This window comes from uncultured Aquimarina sp., from assembly GCF_947500065.1.
Lineage (GTDB): Bacteria > Bacteroidota > Bacteroidia > Flavobacteriales > Flavobacteriaceae > Aquimarina.
This window is the reverse complement of record NZ_CANMQT010000008.1, coordinates 204,414-224,818: the sequence shown is the minus strand read 5'-3', so window position 1 is coordinate 224,818 and position 20,405 is coordinate 204,414. Positions and strand designations below refer to the sequence as shown.

The following is a 20,405-nucleotide window of genomic DNA, read 5'->3' as shown; positions in this document are numbered from 1 at the left end:
GGCTTATTTAATATAATGAATTGAAAAATTCTTTAATGTCTGATGCTAACTGTACTGGCTTCTCCATAGCTGCAAAATGACCTCCCGATGGCATATCTGTCCATCTTGTAATATTATAACCTAAGGCTGCATAAGCACGGGGAGGTCTTGAAATTTCTTCAGGAAAATTCGCATACGCTACAGGTACTGGCACAAAATCTGTTGACCGGAAAATCATTGGATTCTTACTGTTTTCGTTGTAAATTCTTATAGAAGAATGAATGGTTTGCGTAACCCAATATAAAGTAACATTAGAGAGTATTTCATCTTTGGTAAATACACTTTCTATTTGGCCTTTATTATCACTCCAGCTATTTAGCTTTTCAACGATCCAAGCACATAGCCCAATCGGTGAATCATTTAAACCATATGCCAACGTTATTGGCTTAGTAGCTTGAATGTATGCATATCCAGCTTCTTTAGAGGCCCAATTTTCAAGGTCTTTTTTATATTTATTTACATCTTTAGAATTTTCTTCATCATTTTGGGAATATGGACTGAAAGAATCAGAAATATAATTGAGATGTAAACCTATAACATGATTAGGATATTTCATTGCCAGTCGTGTGCTTATGCCCGATCCAATATCACCTCCCTGGGCACCGTATTTTTCATACCCCAGATTCAACATTAGTTTATGCCACAAACCTGCGACATAAGCATTATCACATCCTGGTTGTATGCATTTACTTGAAAATCCGAACCCAATTACCGAAGGTATTACTAGATCGAAAGAAACGTCTTTGCCCTTGGTTAATAGTGGAATGAGTTTCATTATTTCAAGAAATGACCCAGGCCAACCATGCGTTATAATTAATGGGATTGATTTTTTACCTTCACCCTTAATATGCAAAAAGTGTATTTTATTTCCATCAATCTCGCCGATATAATTTGGGTATGAATTTATTGTGTTTTCAGTTTTCCTCCATGAAAACTCGTTAAGCCAATAGTTGCATAATTCTTTCATGTAGTCCAGACTGGTTCCATAATTCCACTCTGAATTGTTTATTTCATCGGGCCAACGTACTCTAGAAAGTCTTGTGCGGAGATCATCAAGTACAGGTTTAGGTATATTTACTTCAAATGGATTTATCATAACATTGTAATTGACTAATAGATCTAAAACAAAGCTAATAGTTTTTTAAACATAAATAATATGAATATATTTAATTAAAATCATTAATTTTACTTATGCATTTAGAAGTTAAACATTTACAACTAGTATTCAATATCAAGACATTAGGAAGTTTGTCAAAATGTGCAGACGCTATGAATATAACGCAGCCTGCAGCGAGTCATTTATTAAAAACGTTAGAGACACATATAGGAATACCAGTATTTAATCGTGTAAATAAAAAAATGATTCTTACTAAGGCAGGCGAAGTACTACTAAATACCGCAAAAGAATTACTGCCTAGATTAGAACTCTGTAAAGAATTATTAGCGAATGAAATTGAAGGTAATAATGGTTCTATCAAAATTAGTACGGAATGCGTAACATCTTATAATTGGTTTCCAAGCCTTTTAAGCTCCTTTGAAAAAATGCACCCAAATGTAGACATAGAAATTGATGTTGAAGCAACCGGAAATCCTATAAAATTCCTACTTGATGGAAAAATAGATTTAGCAATCGTAATTGATCCAATCAAAAATAAAAATCTTTTATATCATGAATTATTCAGAGATGAAATTTTATTAGTGGTTCCATATGGGCATAAATTGCAAGAAAAGAAATACGTGACAAGTAAGGATTTAATAAATGAAAATTATTTTATGTATACGGAAGATTTCGAGAATAATACCGTGGCAAAAAAAATTATGATTCCTTCAAATATAAAACCAAAAAAAGTTTCCAAATTACAATTAACCGATGCTATAATTGAGATGGTTAATGCAGGAAGAGGTGTAACGACAATGTCTAACTGGTTACTAAAGCCATATTTAGTCAATAAGCAATTGAGAGGTGTTAGAATCACAAAAAATGGAATGTTCAGAAAATGGTATCTAGCTTCACTAGTTGGTAATACCCAAAAATATAAAACAGAGTTTATAAAGTATTTTCAAAGTGAATTTAGCTAGGGTATAATATTGCTTTTGTAAATTATAGGTGACTGTTAATTTAAGAGCAATAGGGGGTTGAAATGCACTTGCCTTTTAGGATAAGAACATACTGAATTAAAAGCAGTAATGGTTCGAGTTTGAACCCGTACCATTACTGCTTTTATAGGACATCCTTGTTAGCAACTGTTTGTTTATTCTATATGAGTGAATATCTTATTTACAATTTTCCAATTGCTATCGATATTAGCTAGTGATAAATAATCATAATAATTATACCCTAGCATTGGAACATGTAATTTAACCATTGCAATTTTACCCATAATATCTATTCCAATTATTTTCATATGGAAAGATTCGTCCAAATCTTTTGGGCTTTGTCTATTCTCGACTCCATCTAGATATTCTTTTATGTTTTTAAAATATTCGATTTCTTTTATATCTCCATATATATTTACATTCTCGTTAAAACAGGCTTCAAGTTTTGCCCTATCTCCATTGAAAATTCCCATGAAGTAATTGGCAATTAGATATTCAATTTCTTTTATATTCTTTTTATACATGATTATTTATTTTAGATTGTGTGCCCGACAGTATGACCGCCAGCCACATTAATTGTTTCTCCAGTGACAAAATTTGCTGTAGCCAAGTAATATGCTGCCTCTGCTATTTCATTTGCTTCTCCAATTCTATTTAGTAAGTGTAATCCAGCTAAACTGTCGGCATCTTCAATTCCAATTTTGCCTTGTAATGGACTTCTGATAATTCCAGGTGCGATTGTATTAACCTTGATATTGTTTTTTCCAAATTCTGCGGCTAACTGTCTTGTTAAAGAATGAATAGCACCTTTACTTGTTATTGGTGCTGTTGAAGGAAATCCATCTATAGCATGTTCTACTAAAACAGTTCCTATATTAATTATAGATCCATTTTTTTGTTTTATCATTTGTGGAATAGCCGCTTGAGAGGTGAAATATGTTCCTTTTAAGTTTACGTTCCAATAAAGATCTAAATCTTTTTCTTCAACATCTAAAAAAGGTTTTGGAGCAAATACTCCAGCATTATTAATCAAAACATCTACAGAGTTAAATTTTTTTAGTGCCAAGGCAATAAGGTTTTGACCTGTTTCTTGTTTGCTAATGTCTCCCGCTAAGTAAATTGCATTGGAAGGAGAACCAAATTCATTATAAGCCTTTCTTAAATTTTCTTCATTCGAAGAGTTCATTACAACATTACTTTCTCTTGTTATAAAATATTTTGCAATTTCTTTGCCAATTCCCGTGGATGCTCCTGTAATAATTATGGTTTTGTTTTTCATTTTCTTTATTTTTTTGTTCCTAAATATTGTTTGCCATTTACTCCCCAATTTGCTATTGGTACTTCATCAATAATTACATGGGTTGTTTGTGGGTTTTTGCTAAGTATATCAACTACTAGTTGCGTAGTGCCTTCTATTAATTGACGTTTTTGTTCTTGTGTTACTTGTTCGTCAGTAACTCTAATGTTAATGTATGGCATAACTTTTTTATTAAATTATTTGTCATACAAAGTTGATAAGAACCTAATTTTTCTGAAAGGAGATTTGTCACTTCTTTGGAGTGATGTAGGTCACATTAAGTGATGAAAAGAAGAAATATATTTATGAATTTAATCTACTAAGTGTTTCTCTAGAAACACCTAAATAAGCAGCAATCATTTTTTTAGGAACACGTTGAAAAAGTTTTGGATATTGCTCTAGAAGTAAGTCGTAACTTTCTTTAGTCGAGTTTTTTAATAACGATAAAATTCTGTTTTGAAGTGAAATTCGCCCGATTTTACTTTTTTTAGCCCAAAACCGTTCCATTTTGTGCATTTGAGTAGTTAGCTTATCCCTGTTTTCGAAAGATATATACAGTAATTCACTATCCTCTATACAGTCGATAGAAGTTTTAGATTTGGTTTGCTTTACAAAAGATTCATAATCAGTAATCCACCAATTTTCCATTCCAAATTGGAGTATATGTTCTTTTCCTGTATTGTCAACAAAATAGCTTTTTAAGCAACCTTTTATTATCCAGTATTCTTTGTTGACAATTTCTCCTTCTTGAACAATATATTGATGTTTACGCTTATGGATGTGCTCAAAATGGCTCAGCACAAAATCAAATTCCGCATCTGTAAGGCTAATTACTTCTTCAATATGTTGTCTTAGAGGATGTGCCATTTTAATTGTTACTACCGGTTTGTGTATGGTTAGTTGCGTTGGCAAGAACTAAGTTAGCAAAAGAAAACGAACCAGAGGGAATTCCGAAGGAATTTCCAAGTAGACGAGAACCAAGCAATTAGTTATACACGTTACTGTATACGGTTTGTTTTCAATTTTATTATTCAATTTTTTCCTTTGGAATAAATTGTTGTGGATCATAAAAGAATTGCTCACGTTTGATTTTATCACCTTCCCATTCTTGATAAGCCAATTCTTCAATTTCAGTTACTGTGTTGTCTTTCCATACAAATTGAAATTTCCATTTAATTATGATTTTGTTTTCAATTTGAAAAAATGGACGAATACATGTCGAATTCACACTCAAAGCTTTTGAAAGCATTCTTTGTTCATTTTTTATTAAGTTGTCTTTTCCTATTCTAGGTTTATTCTGGTTTTCTTGAATAGATGCATCATCAGTATAAAATTGAAGAATTACCTTGTCATGTGGTTCTTGTTCAACAGAATTGATGAATTTTTCAATTGTCTCTATAGTTGGCATTGGTTATTTACTTTATATTATTGTCGAATTTCTTAAATTGGTTACGGTCTTGTATGGTGCGTTTACAACCCGAAGGGAAGCTATGATTTTTTTTTGTTCAGATTACAATATTCCCATATTTTGGATCAATTTTCCCACTTAACATATCCAAATATAATTGTTTTAATTTTTCAGTCCCTATATGTTCTTTAATCGAAATGACTGATTGAGTAACGTCTATGAATTGTAGCCAAGCTTCTCCAATTTTTTGTTGAAATTTTACTAATCCCCATTCTTTTTGTCGTTTTCTTGCTTGTTTAGGAGCAAAGAAAAACGCTCCTTTTCTGGGTAGCGGTTTTTCACCTTCTAAGTTCTGCCAATCAACAAGCCCTACCAGACAATTGCATACCAGTTTGTCACTCAGTAAAGTTTGTAATCTGAATTGGAGATTATGGTTGCCTGCAAAATCTACAACAATGGATTTTTCATTAGTATCTAAACGAGAAATTTCATCGTAGCTTATTGTTTGATCATACCAACCCAATTGCTTTACAAATTCTACATTTTTGTCTGAAGTAAGCCCCAAAATGTTAAAGTTTAATCCATTCTCTTTTTTTCTATTTGCTAACAAGAATGCTAAGGCTTGAGCAGTTTTACTGGATGCGCTTGTTAAGAGTATTTGTGTAGCATTATAGAAATTATGATCTGCTAAATCATCATCAATCAAAAAAGATGTAACAAACAATGGACGAAATATGGAAATTAATTCCTCAGTTTCTGGAGTGAATGTAGGATCTTGTTCCGTATTAGAATAAAAATTATAAATTGGTGGAAGCGCTTGTCGGTGTTCGGTATTATCCATAAAACCTTTACTGCTAACATTATCAATGGTAACCAATAAGTGAGTGCTCATTGGATAGTATCCATAAAATCGTTGCCCCACTTGTACATCTGGATGATTGGAAATAATAACATTGGCAAGCCCCCAAGCTGGAATAATTCCGTAACCAGATTGAGTTGGAAAAAAATTCCAATAGTTCATTTGTTCTCCTACGACGCCATAAGTGATGTTATTTGAGGTAAACGAAATTTTTTCAATTTCTAAAAGTACTTGATTAGATGATAGTTCGTCAGAATAGGTTTTCGCGACAAACTGAGATTTTTGAAGTTTATCAATCTTTACTGTAAAATCTAAAGCATTAATAGTTGCCATTTGAGTTAAGTTGTTTATGGAAAAGTACTGAGTACATAATTGATGCTAACGGTCTTGTATATGAGTAGTAGCGGACTTTTTGCAACTACTTTTTAATTTACAATATACTTTAATTTAATGAAATAGCGGTTAGGGTTAACGCCCAAACCGCTATTGCTTATATACTTCTTAAGTTTACAATGCTTAACTTTTAGTATAAATAATCAGAAAGACCATACGATGAAAACTTCATTTCTAAATTAGGCTAAAAAGACTTGTTTTTTAACTCAGTTCTTTGTTGTATACCGTTATTTTATTGCTCAAATGATAATAGTTACAAATGCGTCTTACTTTTTTAAGTTTAATTTTTATTATGGGAATCGTAAACCTTACCACTTATTTTCCATTCTCCATCTTTTTTAAATAAGACAAAGAAATCGGTAAATCGGAATCCATTCCAATCATAAAACTCTACTTTTGCAGCAGCAGCTGGTCCAGAAATATCAATCCACGCTATATGAGATTGAACATTTTCTGATGGCCCACTTTCACTAACTGCGCCACCAAATTCATCAGCAGTCATATTATAAACTTGGCCTTCTATTGAACCTATAATATGTGCGTGATTATAAAATGCAGACCGACTTAGTTTTCCATCTCCGGACTTAGCACTTTTAATGTAAGGTTCTAAGGCTTTTTCAACATTTTTATAATCATTAAAACTCTGTAATTCTGTATTTTCTTTGTCCATTTTTTCTGTTTTTAAATTGTTGTTCATTTTTGATTGTACGTTTTGAGCATTACTACTAAATATGATAATACTCATTGCTAAAAGGTTTAATACTTTTTTCATTGTCTTTACTATTTAAATAATACAGAACAAAAGTAAGTTTGAATTTTAGTGCTTAAATGCAGAAAACGACCAATGATGTGGACAAAAGGGTCAGGCAGTATGTTGTAATCGGAATTCGGATGGAGAAAGGCCAATACGTTTTTTAAATAATCTTGTAAAGTATTGTGGGTCATTAAAGCCAGTTTCGTAAGCAATGTCACTAATGCTCAATTTGCTTACTTGCAATAGCTCTTTAGCTTTATTAATTTTTTTAGTATTAATATAGTTGTTTGGGCTGTCATTAAAAAAGCTCCTAAAAGCCCTTTTAAAAGATGAAAGACTCATGTTACAAAGTTTAGCTAGTTCATTAACAGAAAGATTAGAATATGTATGTAAAGCAACAACTTCATTTAGTTTTATGGTTTTGGTACTGTATAAATCGGTGATTAATTCATGTACTGAATCTATATAGTTAGTTTGAATGAGTAGTAATAATAGTTCCTTAACTTTTAATTCAAGCAAATCATTATTTACTAAGGTTGGGTTCTCAAAGTAAAACTCTAAAGAATCGATAAATTTTGTTATTAAATCATTCGAAGAAATTTTTAAACTTTGCTCACTATTGGAACGTTTTACAATTGCGGTTGGTATTTCATTTTTGTAAATTTCTTTAAGCAATTCTGGAAAGAGATGAATTACAATAGTTTCTAATTCTTCATTATTATTTTTTTTAAGTATTTCAAGAAAATTACTTCCACATTTTAACAAAACAGCTTCCTTACCTTTTATTTCTTTATTATGTTCGCTGGATAGTAACTTGGTATTACCATTCTTAAAATATATAAAACAACCTCTGTCTTGAAAAATAGCTTCATACTTTAAAGGTGTACTGACCTTTATTTTTTCAATAATTTTGAAGTCTTTATACTTAAAATATTTATGGTCTTGAGTCAAAATTTTGTTTTAGTTAATGAAGCTGAATTTCTAATGATACACAACGTTAAGTGTATGGTGTCTTAGCTATCCCGAAGTGTAGTTATGCGCTATATACATTGCTCTATATCGCTTTAATATTCGAATTTAGTCATTTCTTATCTTAAGTCAATGGATTGGCGTTTTTGATGATATAGAGCGTTTAATATATGAATTGGAGCAAGGTAAACAAACCTGAATCAATCGATTTATCCCTGCCTGCCATTTGTCAGGTAGGCAGGTGCACATTTTTATTTCTTGGTTAATGTATAAAAGTTTGTGCTCAGCTTGACTAGGTATCTAGCGCCACTGAAAAGAGGAAATGACCTTTCTATCTAGCACTAAACTCCTCTGATTTTATATATAATGTTAGCAACTGGCTGCTGTCTATTTGGTAATTATTTAATGAGTTCGGAATATCTATTTTTAAAATTATTCTTTATTTCTTTTCGAGTTGAAGTATCTGTATAATCAACTAAATTTATTTTTAAGGATAATCCATCTATATAATCTACAATTATATCATCAAGATTTATTTTTATTGACTTTATTTTGTCAACTCCATGGGTTTCTTTTTCAATACCTCGTGATTTAATATGCAATACATCTTCTTTGAAATTTATAAAATCCCCATTTATCATTTTTATTTTTTTCAAACTACTTATTAGTAAAATAATTCCAAGAATAGGAAATAATATCACCTGTACTAATCCTAAAATTGATGAAGTAGTAAATTGGTACGGCCAATTAAAACTAAAAAGTTTGATTAGCCCATAAATCATTAACCCAATCGAAATATACTTAGTAGTTTCAGATTTTTTTATGACTTTTTGTGTATTAAATTCCATTTTGTTTTACTTGTTACTAACGGCAAATATATGAATCGGAACAATGTAAGTATGCTTGAACCAATTAATTTATCCCTGCCTGCCATTTGTCAGGTAGGCAAGTGCGCATTTTTATTTCTTGTTTAATTTATAAAAGCTTGTACTCAGCTTGACTGGGTATCTAGCGTCATTGCAAAAAGGTATTGAATTTTGAGTTTAACACAGAACCAATTTTTTATGTTTTGATTTAACTTCTTAGTTAATAAAACTCACCCCTTTTGGTTAAGTAGTTGTTCAGTAATGTTTTACGCTGGATTTTATCAATTTTGATTTATATCTAACTCACCAAATAACTGATTGTTATACACTGGCGATTTTATATCGTCATTAAAATCCAATAAATAATCCCACTAAAAATAGCAGCAATCGGCAATGTCAGTAACCAAGATATTAATATATTTCTAATTACTTTTAAATCAGCTTTTTTTGTTACAGTTCCTATCCCGAAAATCGAACCAACCGATACATGTGTCGTTGAAACAGGTAGTCCGTGCACACTAGCAGTTGTAACTAAAAGCCCTGTGACTAAATTAGCTGTAAATCCTTGACCGCTATTCATTGGTGTAATCTTTTTACTCATCATCTCCCCAACTTTCTTGGCATTGATAAGACCTCCTGTGGCCATTGCTATTGCCACTGCAATCATTCCCCATGTAATGTTCATTGCATTAATGACAATTAAAAGTCCTACAATTTTTGGAGTATCATTTAATCCTCTTGCAAAGCTGACTATACCCGCACTAATGTAATGCGCAAAATCTAATAATTTTTGCGAGTTAATTCCAAAAAAAATCCCTTTGTACGATTCAATACATTTTAGTTCGCTGGATACTTTCAGAGTATTTTGGTTTTTTCCATCAACAGTTATAAATTCGTTTGAATTCGTAGTCCTTATAACTGGAATTATTTCTTCACCGATACATACACAGGTTTCTTTAGTAATTCCAGCTGTTTTTCGTAGTTTTTTAAAAATCAGATATGCAAGAAAACTAACCACAGCAGCCATAAGAGGGCTCACAATTAATGGCATTAAAAAGGTGCCTCCTAATTTTTCGAAATTAAATGAAGACCCAACTGCAACAACTCCGCTTCCAAACAAAGCTCCTACTAAACTATGGGTTGTAGAGATAGGCATTCCAATTTTTGTAGCTATAAATACAGTTATCGCTGCTCCTAGAGCAATTGATATTGCAAACTCCGGTGATTGAATTAAAGAATCAGGAACTAAACCTTTACCGGAAAAATTTTTCACCAAAGTGTTAGCTAAAAAAATAGCAGCAACTGATCCTGCAAATGTTGTAGAAGTTGCCCAAATAATTGCTTTTTTATAATTGAGAGTTCCGCTACCGAATAAAGTTGCAACACCTTTAAAATTATCATTAGCACCATTACTATAAGCTAGAAAACAAGCTGCAATGAAAAGTAGTATTAAAATCATAAATTATAGTATTGTAAAATTAAGTTAATAGTCGACTTAATTCAATATAAATTACGCGCAAATTAAATTTTTGGCTTTGGCTTGCTTGCGTACAACGCTTCTTGTATGTTGTGTTTGCATCCAGAAAGGTGCATATGCAATATGCAAATTGTTGTAAGTTATTTTTTGTTATTTTTCTTTTAAATTTTTATACATAATATAAGTATCCACCAAGCCTAATTCAGAGTGTCTAAATCCTTTAGGAGTGGTTCCAATTATTTGAAATCCGTATTTTTCCCATAATTTCACAGCGCCTTTATTAGTACTTACCACGATATTGAATTGAATTCCTTCATAGTTATTTTCCTTCGCTATTTTAAGCGAGTGTTCACAAAGTTTTTTCCCAATTCCTTTTCCTTGTGCATCAGGATTTACCATATAGCTGCAATTTGCAATATGATTTCCTAAATCAATTTGATTAGGCTTTATTATATATGTTCCGAGTATTTGTTCATTCTCTTCCATTACGTAAGTTTCCATATAGTCAGCAAACCAATGCTTTTTCAAGTCCTTTTGTGGTGTATTTGGATTAAAGACATAGGTGTCTCCAGTTTTAATGACTTCTGAGAATATCTGCCAAACTTGGTCAAAATCGGATTCTATTGCTTTTCTAATATTCAATCTTTATGGTTTCTTAATGATAGGTAACGGTCTTGTATAAGATTAGTTGCATGATTTAAACACTAAAGTTAGCAAATACATCAGAGATCGAAAGTCCGAGAGGATTTTCGTAAATCGACTTGAACCAAGCAATTAATTTTATATGGTGTTGTAGCCAGTTATTTTATTCGTTTAGCTTCTTTATCAACACCTTGAGATTCTTGTTGTACTCTATATTTTTCTACCTCTCCGTTTTTATTCAGTTGAAATGTATAAGTGACTTCTGGTGAATATCCATCAACAATAAATTTAGTTTTAGATACTGGCACAAGTTCCATTTTAAAATCAGGACTCATTCGAGCATAAAGTTTATCATTTTCAAATACTATTTCTCTTTCCTTTTGCTTGTCATTTAGATATTTTCCAGCATAAATTTTTAAAATGTTATTATCTAATTTAATTGGTTTTTCAACTTCTTGATTATATAAAATTCTACGGGTATTCTTTTTAGGAATTACTGTTTTGGAAGTTGAATTATTTTGAAGAATTATTATTGTTTTATCATTATCTAAATCTCTTTCTATGTAAGTTCTATATCCTGCCCAACCACCTGAATGAAAAACAATTTTTCCATAAGTTTTTGTGCTATCAATCATCCAACCAAAACCATAATCAGTTTCTGAATTATCTTTGGTTTTGTATGAAGAAAAAATCATTTTTCTATCTTCATCATTGATTAAATTATTTTCATAAAGAGCTCTATCCCATTTTAATAAATCTGTTGCATTAGAATTTACCATTCCATCCCCTACGATTCCATCTAAATAAATAGCGTAATAGTCCTTTCCTAATTCATCTGGTAATATTTTTCTCTTTAAGCTATCAGAGTAAATATAACCTTGCGCATAATTTTTAACTTCTTTTGGTTGAAATCTTCTTCTATAAATAAAAGTGTTCTCCATTTCTAATGGCTCAAAAACATTCTTTTTTAAATATTGCTCAAAAGATAATCCGCTAACTCTCTCAATTATAGTTGCTAAAAGTAAATAACCTGTATTGCTGTAGTCCCATCTATCATTTGGTTCAAATTTCTTTTTTGGCTCAAACTCTTTGAAAAGGTTTATTATATCCTCATTAGTTGCAATTTTTGTTTTATTCCAATTGTTTTCTGAAAGTACCATATAATCTGGAAGTCCACCTGTATGTGTCAAAAGATTTTTAATCGTAATGTTTTTATATTTTCCTAATTCTGGAACATATTTACTTATTAAATCATTATAAGATAATTTTTCTTTTTTTTCGAGCTGAACAATTCCCATTGCAGTAAATTGTTTAGAAACAGATGCTAATTCAAAGATAGTTTCTTTATTTAATTGTTCATTTGATTCTTCATTAGCAAGCCCATAACTTTTTTTAAAAATTATATTTCCACTTTCAGCTACAAGTACATTTCCGTTAAAAGCTCCATTTTGATATAGTTCAGTAAAAAGAGTGTCAAGTTTGCTCGATTTTTCATTTGGAATAATTTTATTTTCAACATTTTGTTTTTCGTTTTTACAAGAAATAATTCCAATAAGAATGATTGATAGAAATAAGATTTTTTTCATTTAGTTTTTGATTGATTTAATTTCAGAACGCTTTTTTTTTTTGAATAGTGCGATGTTTCTCTAATTGGTTACAACATGAGAATATAGGATACCTGTCCTATATTTCCCATATATAAAATATGTGTGTAATCATTTGTAAGCGTTGATTTAAACGTTTAAATCAACGCTTAGTTTTTATATTACTTTCTAAAAATAATGTAAAATCCCCCACATAACAAAACCACATAGATTAATATGTGGTTTTGTTGTATTTATAAAGTATCGAATTGACGCTTTTCTTTCTATTACTTAACCTTCACTCTCACTCCTTCAGAATGACTACTGAACTCTGGTGCATACATGCTCTGGATTGTAGTGATGCCATTAGAGAAATCACCTTTGTTATTTACACGTAGGTCATATTCAAATACGTACACTCCTTTTGGTAAATAATCAAAGAAGAAGTTAGTAGAAGCATCTTTGGTACTCTGATAATACCCTAATCCATCTTGATATTTGTATTGCGAGATGACATTGATCGGTTCTAATCCAGAGGCTCTCATATCTTTCATATGTACAAACTCCATGGTGCGATCTGACCTCAATTCTATACGGACTCTTACTAAATCTCCTAGTTGTAATTGCGTGTCATCGGTGATCTCTGTAATCTCTTCGCCTCGGTCTGTATTCTTTTTTAAGAATAACTTTTTCTTTAGTTTAAGTGGCGTTTCTGCCGAGGTAATCTTGTCCAGGTTTTCAAAATATTGCCAGTACAGTGCTCCCCAAGCAATTCCTTTTCCTTTTTTGGTGATTTTGGCAGTAGCCATATCTTTCTGTATTTCATTTCCGTTCCAGGAAGTTTTAAAATACCCTGTTCCGGCTTCTACTTTTACATCCTCCATCTGGCTAGGATCAATTTTTTGATCTCCTAATACTATTTCGACCATATCGGTTACAGATAACCAGTCACTACCTTGTAATAATAAGGCATATACCGCTTCTGTGGTCGCTTTAGTGGTTTTCCATCGATTGGTTTGTTTGTTTTTTAATAACCAAACCTTAAGGTTATCTACAATCTCTGTCTTTTTAGGTTCTTGTTCGATTTCTGCAAAAACTTCAATCATTAATGCTTGTGTTTCTATTGGTGCTTGATACCAATACCAACTGGCTGTATTCGATTTCCAGTACATACCTAGTTCTTCGCTAGTGATACTTTTTTCATCTAAAGATCTAATGATTTTGGTAGCTGTATTGGTATCATCGTTTCGATGTAGTATCAAAGACAACATCCCTTGAGAATATAAACCTCTATCAAGCCAGTATTTTTTGGACTGTCTCAAATAATAATCCCAAGCTTCATTGGTGTTATTGGCTCTTTTTATATCAGAAAAGAAACTGCGCATATACAGATAATGAACTTGTGTATGACTCAGATGATCTTTATTGATATCAATATTATTACGCTTGCAATACTTTTTGAGTTCTTCGTATTCTTTTACAAATTCTTGATCGAGATAACGAACCGATTTTTGGAGCATGTTCTGAGTGCTTCCATCAAATTTGGTGACTCCTAGTTTTTTTAAGTGCCCAAAACCTGCAGCAATATGTTGTGTGATGTAACGATTCTCTCTTCCTCCTTTAAACCAAGGAAAAGCTCCAGAACCATATTGTAACTGCTGTAGTTTGTTGATAGCTCTTTGTAATTCATTATTCATCTTATTAAGATCAAAAAGCAATGCAATTCGCTTCTTTTGCTCCGTCTCGCTCTGTGCATCCCGTAACCAAGGTGTTTCCTGGATTATTAAAGATTTTAGTTCTTGATTTTTTTCTAGATTACTGAGTAAAGCGTCTGTGTTTTTCCACTGGTTAAATACTTCCTGAATTCTAGGATTAGAATTAGCGATATGACTAGCTAATGAATTAGCATAATATCTAGAGAATGTTTGTTCTGCACATTCGTATGGATATTCCATCAAGTAGGGTAGCGCTTGCACTGCATACCACGCCGGATTAGAAGTCATTTCTAACGTAAGCTTATGGTTTTTTAGTGTTGTAGATGTATTGTTCTTTAATTTATCTAAAGTAAACGTCTTTGTCTGATCAGAACGTATCCACATCGGTAATGTTTCTGTTACCATCATTCTGTTGGATAATACAGGTAGTACGTTTTGCTCGCCATCAGAAAAATCTCCTGCTTTAGCTACAATTTTATACTGCACAGTTTGTACATTATCAGGAACCTGAAGATTCCAAGATACATTTGTGTTTCCGGTTGCTTTTACAGAGAAATTCTGACGGATATTGGTGTTCTGTAAATCCGTATCAATTGACTTTCCTGTTAAGGCATCGGTTAGTTGTAATTCTATAATACCTGTAAGATCTTTGGTAGAGATATTGGATACTTTAGAACTCAGAATAATTTGATCTCCTTCTCTTAAAAACCTTGGAGGATTTGGTAAGATCATTAATTCCTTTTGTGTAACTGTTTCTAATAGTTGTGTGCCTGCATTTAACTCCTTAGTATGAGCAAGTAATTGTAGTTTCCATTTAGTCAATGCCTCAGGAGCAGTAAAGTTGAAGCTAATATTGCCTTCAGGATCTGTAGTCAATTGCGGAAAGAAAAAAGCGGTTTCTTGCAGGTTTTTTCGGATTTTGATACCTTCTAGAGATGGCTCTTTTTGGTCCTCTTTCTTATTACTTTCGTTTTCTGCGCGACCTAGAGAATCGCTTTCTTTTTTTTCCTGGCCTGGATTTCCAGCTATTGCCACTTTTTCCATTTCTACATCATCCGCCATTTCCATAGCCATAGATGCTTGGGGAGCGGGAGCAGATTTGCTTCTGCTCATTCTCTTTTGAGATCCAAAACTATTAAAACGATGACTTTGTCCAAAATACAATCCAAACCAGTTCAGCTGATCATACCCTTGATGCTGGAAACTAGCAGTCCAGCGTTGTTGATCGTAAATATTAAAATTTTCTTGAGTAAAACTTCTAGTAGCATTTCGTTGTGAATATGAATAGTAAATAGGTCTGTTGATTGGATTAAAATACCATTGATGTGGTCTAAATTGATCTAAAGAAGCATCGTACATACTAGCCAAAAGTTCTGCAGTAACTTTGTCACCTTTTGGACCTTTTACCGTAAAACTCCAAGTTTCTTGTTGTCCTGGTTGTAGTTTATCTCTAAACGTTTTGGTCTCTATAGTAAGTTCTGTTGGCTCGTAAGGAACTGCAATAGGCAGCACTCCACTTTGGTATCCATTGTAATTAGCAAAACTATAGGTAATAGCAAATCCTCCAAGATCTTCTTTGTTTACCGGTATTTTGATAGTTTTACTGCTATTAGATAGTGAAATAAGTTTGGTTTCAATAACCTTTCGGTTTTTTTCGATATCTATAGTTACGGTAATATTTTCTGAAGCGGAACTTAATTTTAGAATGATTTCATCCCCGATATTGTACGTGTTTTTATTCGTAGTAATTTCAAATAGTTTGCTATCAGAAATGGTTTTGTCTGATTGATCAAATACATCTATATATTGAATATCTTTTACTTCCTGTCCAAACCTGTCCTTGGTATTGAGTTCTATAGTATACTTACCTGTTTCCCACTTTTTGATTGAATTAAGGGATATGTCTTTGGTACCTTTAGAATTATCGTTTGTTTCTTTAGTATCATAGGTTTTATCAAATACCAAGGTTCCTTTTTCCCAACTTCTGAAATCATCCTCATTGTTATATGCGTCATTTGGAAATAATTTTTTGAATTCTTCTTTGGTGAAACCACTGTAGTCAGGAGCTTTCCAAGGACGAACTCGCATAGAACATTCTGGAGCCTGTAGCTTATATATTTTAAGACTTCCAGTATTCGCTACAAATTCATTATTTAGATTTTGAGTAGCGATGCTGAGTGTATTGTCCTTTTTGGTTTTATCAATTTTCGAAGCAATGTTTATGGAGGCTGTTAATGCGTGGTATCCAACATTAACATACGTTGTTGTACTTCTTGTTTCTCCATTAATATCCGTAACATCTGCAGTGATTTTATAGCTGAATACCGGCTGATTATCTTTAGAAACACTTTTGTCAGACAACGCAGCAAATGTAATGTTGTATTCTCCAACATCATTAGTTTTAGTTTCTCCATGTGTTATTTCTTGTTCCTCACTGTTTCTCGGGAACCAATAACACCAACGAGGGTATTGTACTTGTCTATATACTCGATATACAACTTTGGCATCAGTAATATTACTTCCCGCATAAGCAGTAGCGGTTGCTGTAAGTTTAATACTGTCATTAATCTTGTAGGTTTCTGTAACCGGATTAAATTTTGTTTCAAATTTAGGCCGCTTATATTCTTCTACAGAAATAGAAGTACTATTATAATTATCTGTTTGTATCGTATAGTTACCGGTTAATCCAGAAGAAGGTAGTATGAACTCTCCTGCAAAGGATCCATACTCATTAGTCGTAAAATTTAATAACTTAACTTCTTGTCCGTTTACATCTATTAGTTTGGCAAAAGTTTGCCTATTAGCAACTACGTTTGGATCTTCTTTACCTGTAGCAGCCATCATAATTCCTTTGAAGTATACAGTTTGTCCTGGTCTGTAAATACTTCGATCTGTAAAAAGAAAAGAGGTGCGTCTAGTACTTATATCTGGTTCGTTATTGCTACCGTATTGATTAAGATATAGTCCTCTAAAAAAGGCTTTGTCAGTTCCTTTAGTTACCGTTGCTAATACATTATAATAATAACCTTCTTTGGTAAAAGAGGCTTCTCCTTTTTCGTTGGTAATTAGGGTTTGGTTTAAGCTATTTCTTCGGTTTTCTGAAAACAGTTTGATATTGGCTTTCGGAATCGGAGCACCAGTGTTTCGGTCTATTACCTGAAACTTTGTTTCGCTTGTTTTTTTGTTTTCAACAAGTGTTAGGTTAGTAACCTGAAGGTTACCAAAGGAAAATGTATGACTTTCACTTAAATCTTTTGACATAGATCCTATAATAAGGTATGAGCCTTGTGTTAATTCAGGAACCAAAATTTCCGTAGCATGATTTTGGTAGTCTTTTTCATCAAGAAGTTTGGTTTCCCAGGAATTAACTACGGTTAGTTTATTTAGAAAAGCTACTCGTTTTTTTAGCTCATAAACTTTCTGAAAAGATTTTAATTGACTTTGATTAACTTTCAAAACCTTAAAATAGAGTAGTTCCAGATTTTTATAATTTACTAAAAGTCGTGATGGTTTGTTTATCGGAATGTAACTTTCTACTTTGATACTGTTAATCTGATTATCAAGAATTTGTTCTTTTAAATAAGCGCAATTTTTGGATCCTCTTGATTTTGGATATTTAGCTATCGCTGCTTCACAAACTTTTAAGGCTTTCTGAAGCGTCCATCGATGCGTTTCATTTTCAGTGGGAATATAGGTCGCAGCCTGTGTTTGGTATAGACTTGCAATCTCATAGTCGTAGAGCGTAGAAGCAGGACTGTTTTTATGTTTTTCTTTTTCTGAAAGTAAAGTGGCTAACAGAAGTTCTTGTTTATCACTAAATATAGCGTTCTCATGTATGAATTTTAGACGTTCTATATTTACTTCAATCAATGCATCAGGTTGTTGATCTCTTTTATGAAAATTGATAAGATTTTGATATGTTTTTAACGCATGAAATTGTAACGATAAAGAATCTTGTGTGTTAATTTTAATTACCGAAAATTGTTGGTGGTCTTTTAGATACTCTGGTGAATCTATCTCGAATGCATAAGCCGGTTTGGTAATGCTAGTTTCTGAAGTTTTGTAAAATGCTAATGCGTTATGAGATAAAAAATCAAAAAGCGTTGGTCTGTATATTTTAGAATCGTAAGATTCTGTAAGGATATCTTTAAATTGAGCAAGATCTGTTTGCTGTGACAGTAGCCCGTTATTTAGTGATTCTTGGTAATACAAATGGATTTCAGCGAACAGGGTTTCTAAATCCCATGTTCTGAAATCTTCTTTATCTACTTTTTCCGAAGTTTTGGTTCGGTTATAAAATTGCCATCGATTCTCTTGGAAGTATTGCCAATACAGATTTGCTAAAACGCTTTCCAGAATATTTCGACTAGGAAACTTACTATTAGCAATTTCATTTTTAAATTCTTCAATAATATTTAATTGTGCATTTTCTTCCAAAACTAACGTATACTTTGCTTTGTATATTAAAGCTTTGGTGATCTGATTCGTATTATTAGCTTTTTTTGCACCGGTGTGTATAGTTTCTACAATTTCTAATGCAGACTTGGGTAATCCTTGCCGATCAAAATCTTCTACTTTTTTCCAATCGTCTTGATAGTTGTTCTGAGCCATCATATAATTTAGGTTTGTAATAAAGAGTATGAAAACAAGAATGATATATTTTTTCATCTGTTTGATTTTTTGTGTTTGTTAAAACAATAATACAAGTCTTGTACCATATTCTTAGGTATAGATTTGTAAAAAGTAAATAACTATATAAAGCTACATAATTGCAACGATAAATTAGGGAAAACCTTGTTTTGATTAGTGACAATATTAATTTAGTGAGTAAATGAACTCATAATTAGGTTAAAGGCTTCCCTATTTTTTGTCTTTTTTGTTTTTTCATTTCTACATTCTTTCATTATTGATTGTAGATTGTATCTTTACTCTTTCTAATCAAGAATATAATTATGCGTGTACATTTTATTGCTATAGGAGGAAGTGCGATGCACAATCTTGCCATGGCACTTCATCAAAAAGGATATGAAGTAACTGGAAGTGATGATGTGATTTTTGAACCTTCAAAATCAAGATTAGATCGTTATGGATTATTGCCGAAAGATTTTGGTTGGTATCCTGAAAAGGTTACTGAAGATATAGATGCTATTATATTAGGAATGCACGCTAAGGAAGATAATCCAGAACTAAATAAGGCTCAGGAATTAGGGTTGAAAATATATTCTTACCCTGAATTTCTATATGAACAATCCAAAAATAAAACACGTGTAGTAATTGGCGGCTCTCATGGTAAAACGACCATTACTTCCATGATTTTGCATGTATTGCATTATCATGAAAAGGAAGTGGATTACATGGTTGGAGCTCAATTAGAAGGTTTTGATACTATGGTTCATCTTACAGAAGACAACGACTTTATGGTGTTAGAAGGAGATGAATACCTTTCTTCGCCGATAGATCGGAGACCAAAATTTCACTTATACCAGCCCAATATAGCACTGCTAAGTGGAATCGCTTGGGACCATATTAACGTGTTTCCGACATTTGATAATTATGTGGAACAGTTTCAGATTTTTATAGATAGTATTGTTCGTGGAGGAAGCATCAATTATAATGAAGAAGATCCTGAAGTAGTTAACGTTGTAGAAAACTCAGAAAACCAGATTCGGAAAATACCATATAGTACGCCAGAATATCGTGTTGAGAATGGAGAAACTCTGTTGCAAACACCAGAAGGAGAAATGCCAATTGAAGTTTTTGGAGCTCATAATCTTAGCAATCTAGCAGGAGCTAAATGGATTTGTCAGCATATGGGAATTGATGAGGATGAATTTTATGAAGCAATTGCATCTTTTACCGGAGCATCTAAACGTTTAGAGAAAATAGCAGAGAGTAGTTCTGCTGTAGCGTATAAAGATTTTGCGCATAGTCCATCTAAAGTAAGCGCTACTACCAAAGCAGTAAAAGAACAATATAAAGATAGACAAGTAGTAGCTTGTCTTGAGTTGCATACCTATAGTAGCCTCAATGCTGAGTTTTTGAAAGAATATGAAGGAGCACTAAATGCAGCTGATGAGGCAGTGGTCTTTTATTCTCCACATGCAGTAAAAATAAAACAGCTAGAAGAAGTGTCTGCGGATCAAATAGCACAAGCGTTTAAAAGAAAAGACCTGATTATATACACTAATCCAGAAGAATTTAAAACGTATTTAAATCAGAAAGACTTTACAGACTCTGCTTTATTATTGATGAGTAGTGGTAATTATGGTGGTTTAGATTTTGATGAGGTTAAGGGGATGATTTAGG

At 32.3% G+C, this 20,405-nt stretch carries 16 protein-coding genes; 2 read left to right on the top strand and 14 right to left on the bottom strand.

Annotation, left to right across the window (positions count from 1 at the left end):
* Nucleotides 1–7: 7 nt before the first annotated feature.
* Nucleotides 8–1,135, bottom strand: a complete 1,128-nt coding sequence (locus Q0975_RS21110; protein WP_299440322.1) for an epoxide hydrolase family protein — start codon at nt 1,133–1,135, stop codon at nt 8–10.
* A 95-nt stretch (nt 1,136–1,230) separates the two neighbouring features.
* On the opposite strand from Q0975_RS21110, the gene Q0975_RS21105 reads away from it, so the two are divergent.
* Complete coding sequence (locus tag Q0975_RS21105; protein ID WP_299440320.1) at nt 1,231–2,118, top strand: LysR family transcriptional regulator; 888 nt, start codon at nt 1,231–1,233, stop codon at nt 2,116–2,118.
* A 173-nt stretch (nt 2,119–2,291) separates the two neighbouring features.
* On the opposite strand, the gene Q0975_RS21100 is transcribed toward Q0975_RS21105, so the two are convergent.
* From Q0975_RS21100 to Q0975_RS21040, 13 genes are all read right to left on the bottom strand, one after another.
* Nucleotides 2,292–2,660: a nuclear transport factor 2 family protein gene (locus tag Q0975_RS21100; RefSeq protein WP_299440318.1), complete on the bottom strand. Its 369-nt coding sequence runs from the start codon at nt 2,658–2,660 to the stop codon at nt 2,292–2,294.
* A gap of 11 nt (nt 2,661–2,671) precedes the next feature.
* Nucleotides 2,672–3,415 carry an SDR family oxidoreductase gene (locus Q0975_RS21095; RefSeq protein WP_299440316.1) on the bottom strand — a complete coding sequence of 248 codons (744 nt, stop codon included), beginning with the start codon at nt 3,413–3,415 and terminating at the stop codon, nt 2,672–2,674.
* 5 nt (nt 3,416–3,420) lie between these two features.
* Nucleotides 3,421–3,615: a 4-oxalocrotonate tautomerase family protein gene (locus Q0975_RS21090; RefSeq protein WP_299440314.1), complete on the bottom strand. Its 195-nt coding sequence runs from the start codon at nt 3,613–3,615 to the stop codon at nt 3,421–3,423.
* Between the two features lie 121 nt (nt 3,616–3,736).
* A complete protein-coding gene (locus tag Q0975_RS21085) occupies nt 3,737–4,300 on the bottom strand; it encodes a Crp/Fnr family transcriptional regulator (RefSeq protein WP_299440312.1) in 564 nt (187 codons plus the stop codon).
* Between the two features lie 160 nt (nt 4,301–4,460).
* Complete coding sequence (locus tag Q0975_RS21080; RefSeq protein WP_299440310.1) at nt 4,461–4,841, bottom strand: nuclear transport factor 2 family protein; 381 nt, start codon at nt 4,839–4,841, stop codon at nt 4,461–4,463.
* A gap of 97 nt (nt 4,842–4,938) precedes the next feature.
* Complete coding sequence (locus Q0975_RS21075; RefSeq protein WP_299440308.1) at nt 4,939–6,033, bottom strand: DUF2855 family protein; 1,095 nt, start codon at nt 6,031–6,033, stop codon at nt 4,939–4,941.
* Between the two features lie 340 nt (nt 6,034–6,373).
* Entirely contained in the window at nt 6,374–6,865 is a 492-nt protein-coding gene (locus Q0975_RS21070; protein ID WP_299440307.1) for a nuclear transport factor 2 family protein, read from the bottom strand.
* Between the two features lie 90 nt (nt 6,866–6,955).
* A complete protein-coding gene (locus Q0975_RS21065) occupies nt 6,956–7,798 on the bottom strand; it encodes an AraC family transcriptional regulator (protein ID WP_299440305.1) in 843 nt (280 codons plus the stop codon).
* Between the two features lie 416 nt (nt 7,799–8,214).
* A complete protein-coding gene (locus Q0975_RS21060; RefSeq protein WP_299440304.1) occupies nt 8,215–8,664 on the bottom strand; it encodes a hypothetical protein in 450 nt (149 codons plus the stop codon).
* Nucleotides 8,665–9,019: 355 nt separating this feature from the next.
* Nucleotides 9,020–10,141: an inorganic phosphate transporter gene (locus Q0975_RS21055; protein WP_299440303.1), complete on the bottom strand. Its 1,122-nt coding sequence runs from the start codon at nt 10,139–10,141 to the stop codon at nt 9,020–9,022.
* Nucleotides 10,142–10,309: 168 nt separating this feature from the next.
* The gene (locus tag Q0975_RS21050) at nt 10,310–10,801 is read right to left on the bottom strand and encodes a GNAT family N-acetyltransferase (RefSeq protein WP_299440302.1); all 492 of its coding nucleotides are present in this window, start codon (nt 10,799–10,801) and stop codon (nt 10,310–10,312) included.
* A 158-nt stretch (nt 10,802–10,959) separates the two neighbouring features.
* A complete protein-coding gene (locus Q0975_RS21045; protein ID WP_299440301.1) occupies nt 10,960–12,387 on the bottom strand; it encodes a serine hydrolase domain-containing protein in 1,428 nt (475 codons plus the stop codon).
* A gap of 284 nt (nt 12,388–12,671) precedes the next feature.
* Nucleotides 12,672–18,767, bottom strand: coding sequence for an MG2 domain-containing protein (locus Q0975_RS21040; RefSeq protein WP_299440300.1), 6,096 nt, complete (start codon nt 18,765–18,767; stop codon nt 12,672–12,674).
* A 284-nt stretch (nt 18,768–19,051) separates the two neighbouring features.
* On the opposite strand from Q0975_RS21040, the gene Q0975_RS21035 reads away from it, so the two are divergent.
* Nucleotides 19,052–20,404 carry a Mur ligase family protein gene (locus Q0975_RS21035; protein WP_299440299.1) on the top strand — a complete coding sequence of 451 codons (1,353 nt, stop codon included), beginning with the start codon at nt 19,052–19,054 and terminating at the stop codon, nt 20,402–20,404.
* Nucleotide 20,405: the final 1 nt, after the last annotated feature.

Excerpts from the sequence above, each read along its gene's own strand:
- Q0975_RS21110 (WP_299440322.1), bottom strand. The coding sequence starts at position 1,135 with ATGATAAATCCATTTGAAGTAAATATACCTAAACCTGTACTTGATGAT.
- Q0975_RS21105 (WP_299440320.1), top strand. The coding sequence starts at position 1,231 with ATGCATTTAGAAGTTAAACATTTACAACTAGTATTCAATATCAAGACA.
- Q0975_RS21100 (WP_299440318.1), bottom strand. The coding sequence starts at position 2,660 with ATGTATAAAAAGAATATAAAAGAAATTGAATATCTAATTGCCAATTAC.
- Q0975_RS21095 (WP_299440316.1), bottom strand. The coding sequence starts at position 3,415 with ATGAAAAACAAAACCATAATTATTACAGGAGCATCCACGGGAATTGGC.
- Q0975_RS21090 (WP_299440314.1), bottom strand. The coding sequence starts at position 3,615 with ATGCCATACATTAACATTAGAGTTACTGACGAACAAGTAACACAAGAA.
- Q0975_RS21085 (WP_299440312.1), bottom strand. The coding sequence starts at position 4,300 with ATGGCACATCCTCTAAGACAACATATTGAAGAAGTAATTAGCCTTACA.
- Q0975_RS21080 (WP_299440310.1), bottom strand. The coding sequence starts at position 4,841 with ATGCCAACTATAGAGACAATTGAAAAATTCATCAATTCTGTTGAACAA.
- Q0975_RS21075 (WP_299440308.1), bottom strand. The coding sequence starts at position 6,033 with ATGGCAACTATTAATGCTTTAGATTTTACAGTAAAGATTGATAAACTT.
- Q0975_RS21070 (WP_299440307.1), bottom strand. The coding sequence starts at position 6,865 with ATGAAAAAAGTATTAAACCTTTTAGCAATGAGTATTATCATATTTAGT.
- Q0975_RS21060 (WP_299440304.1), bottom strand. The coding sequence starts at position 8,664 with ATGGAATTTAATACACAAAAAGTCATAAAAAAATCTGAAACTACTAAG.
- Q0975_RS21055 (WP_299440303.1), bottom strand. The coding sequence starts at position 10,141 with ATGATTTTAATACTACTTTTCATTGCAGCTTGTTTTCTAGCTTATAGT.
- Q0975_RS21045 (WP_299440301.1), bottom strand. The coding sequence starts at position 12,387 with ATGAAAAAAATCTTATTTCTATCAATCATTCTTATTGGAATTATTTCT.
- Q0975_RS21040 (WP_299440300.1), bottom strand. The coding sequence starts at position 18,767 with ATGAAAAAATATATCATTCTTGTTTTCATACTCTTTATTACAAACCTA.
- Q0975_RS21035 (WP_299440299.1), top strand. The coding sequence starts at position 19,052 with ATGCGTGTACATTTTATTGCTATAGGAGGAAGTGCGATGCACAATCTT.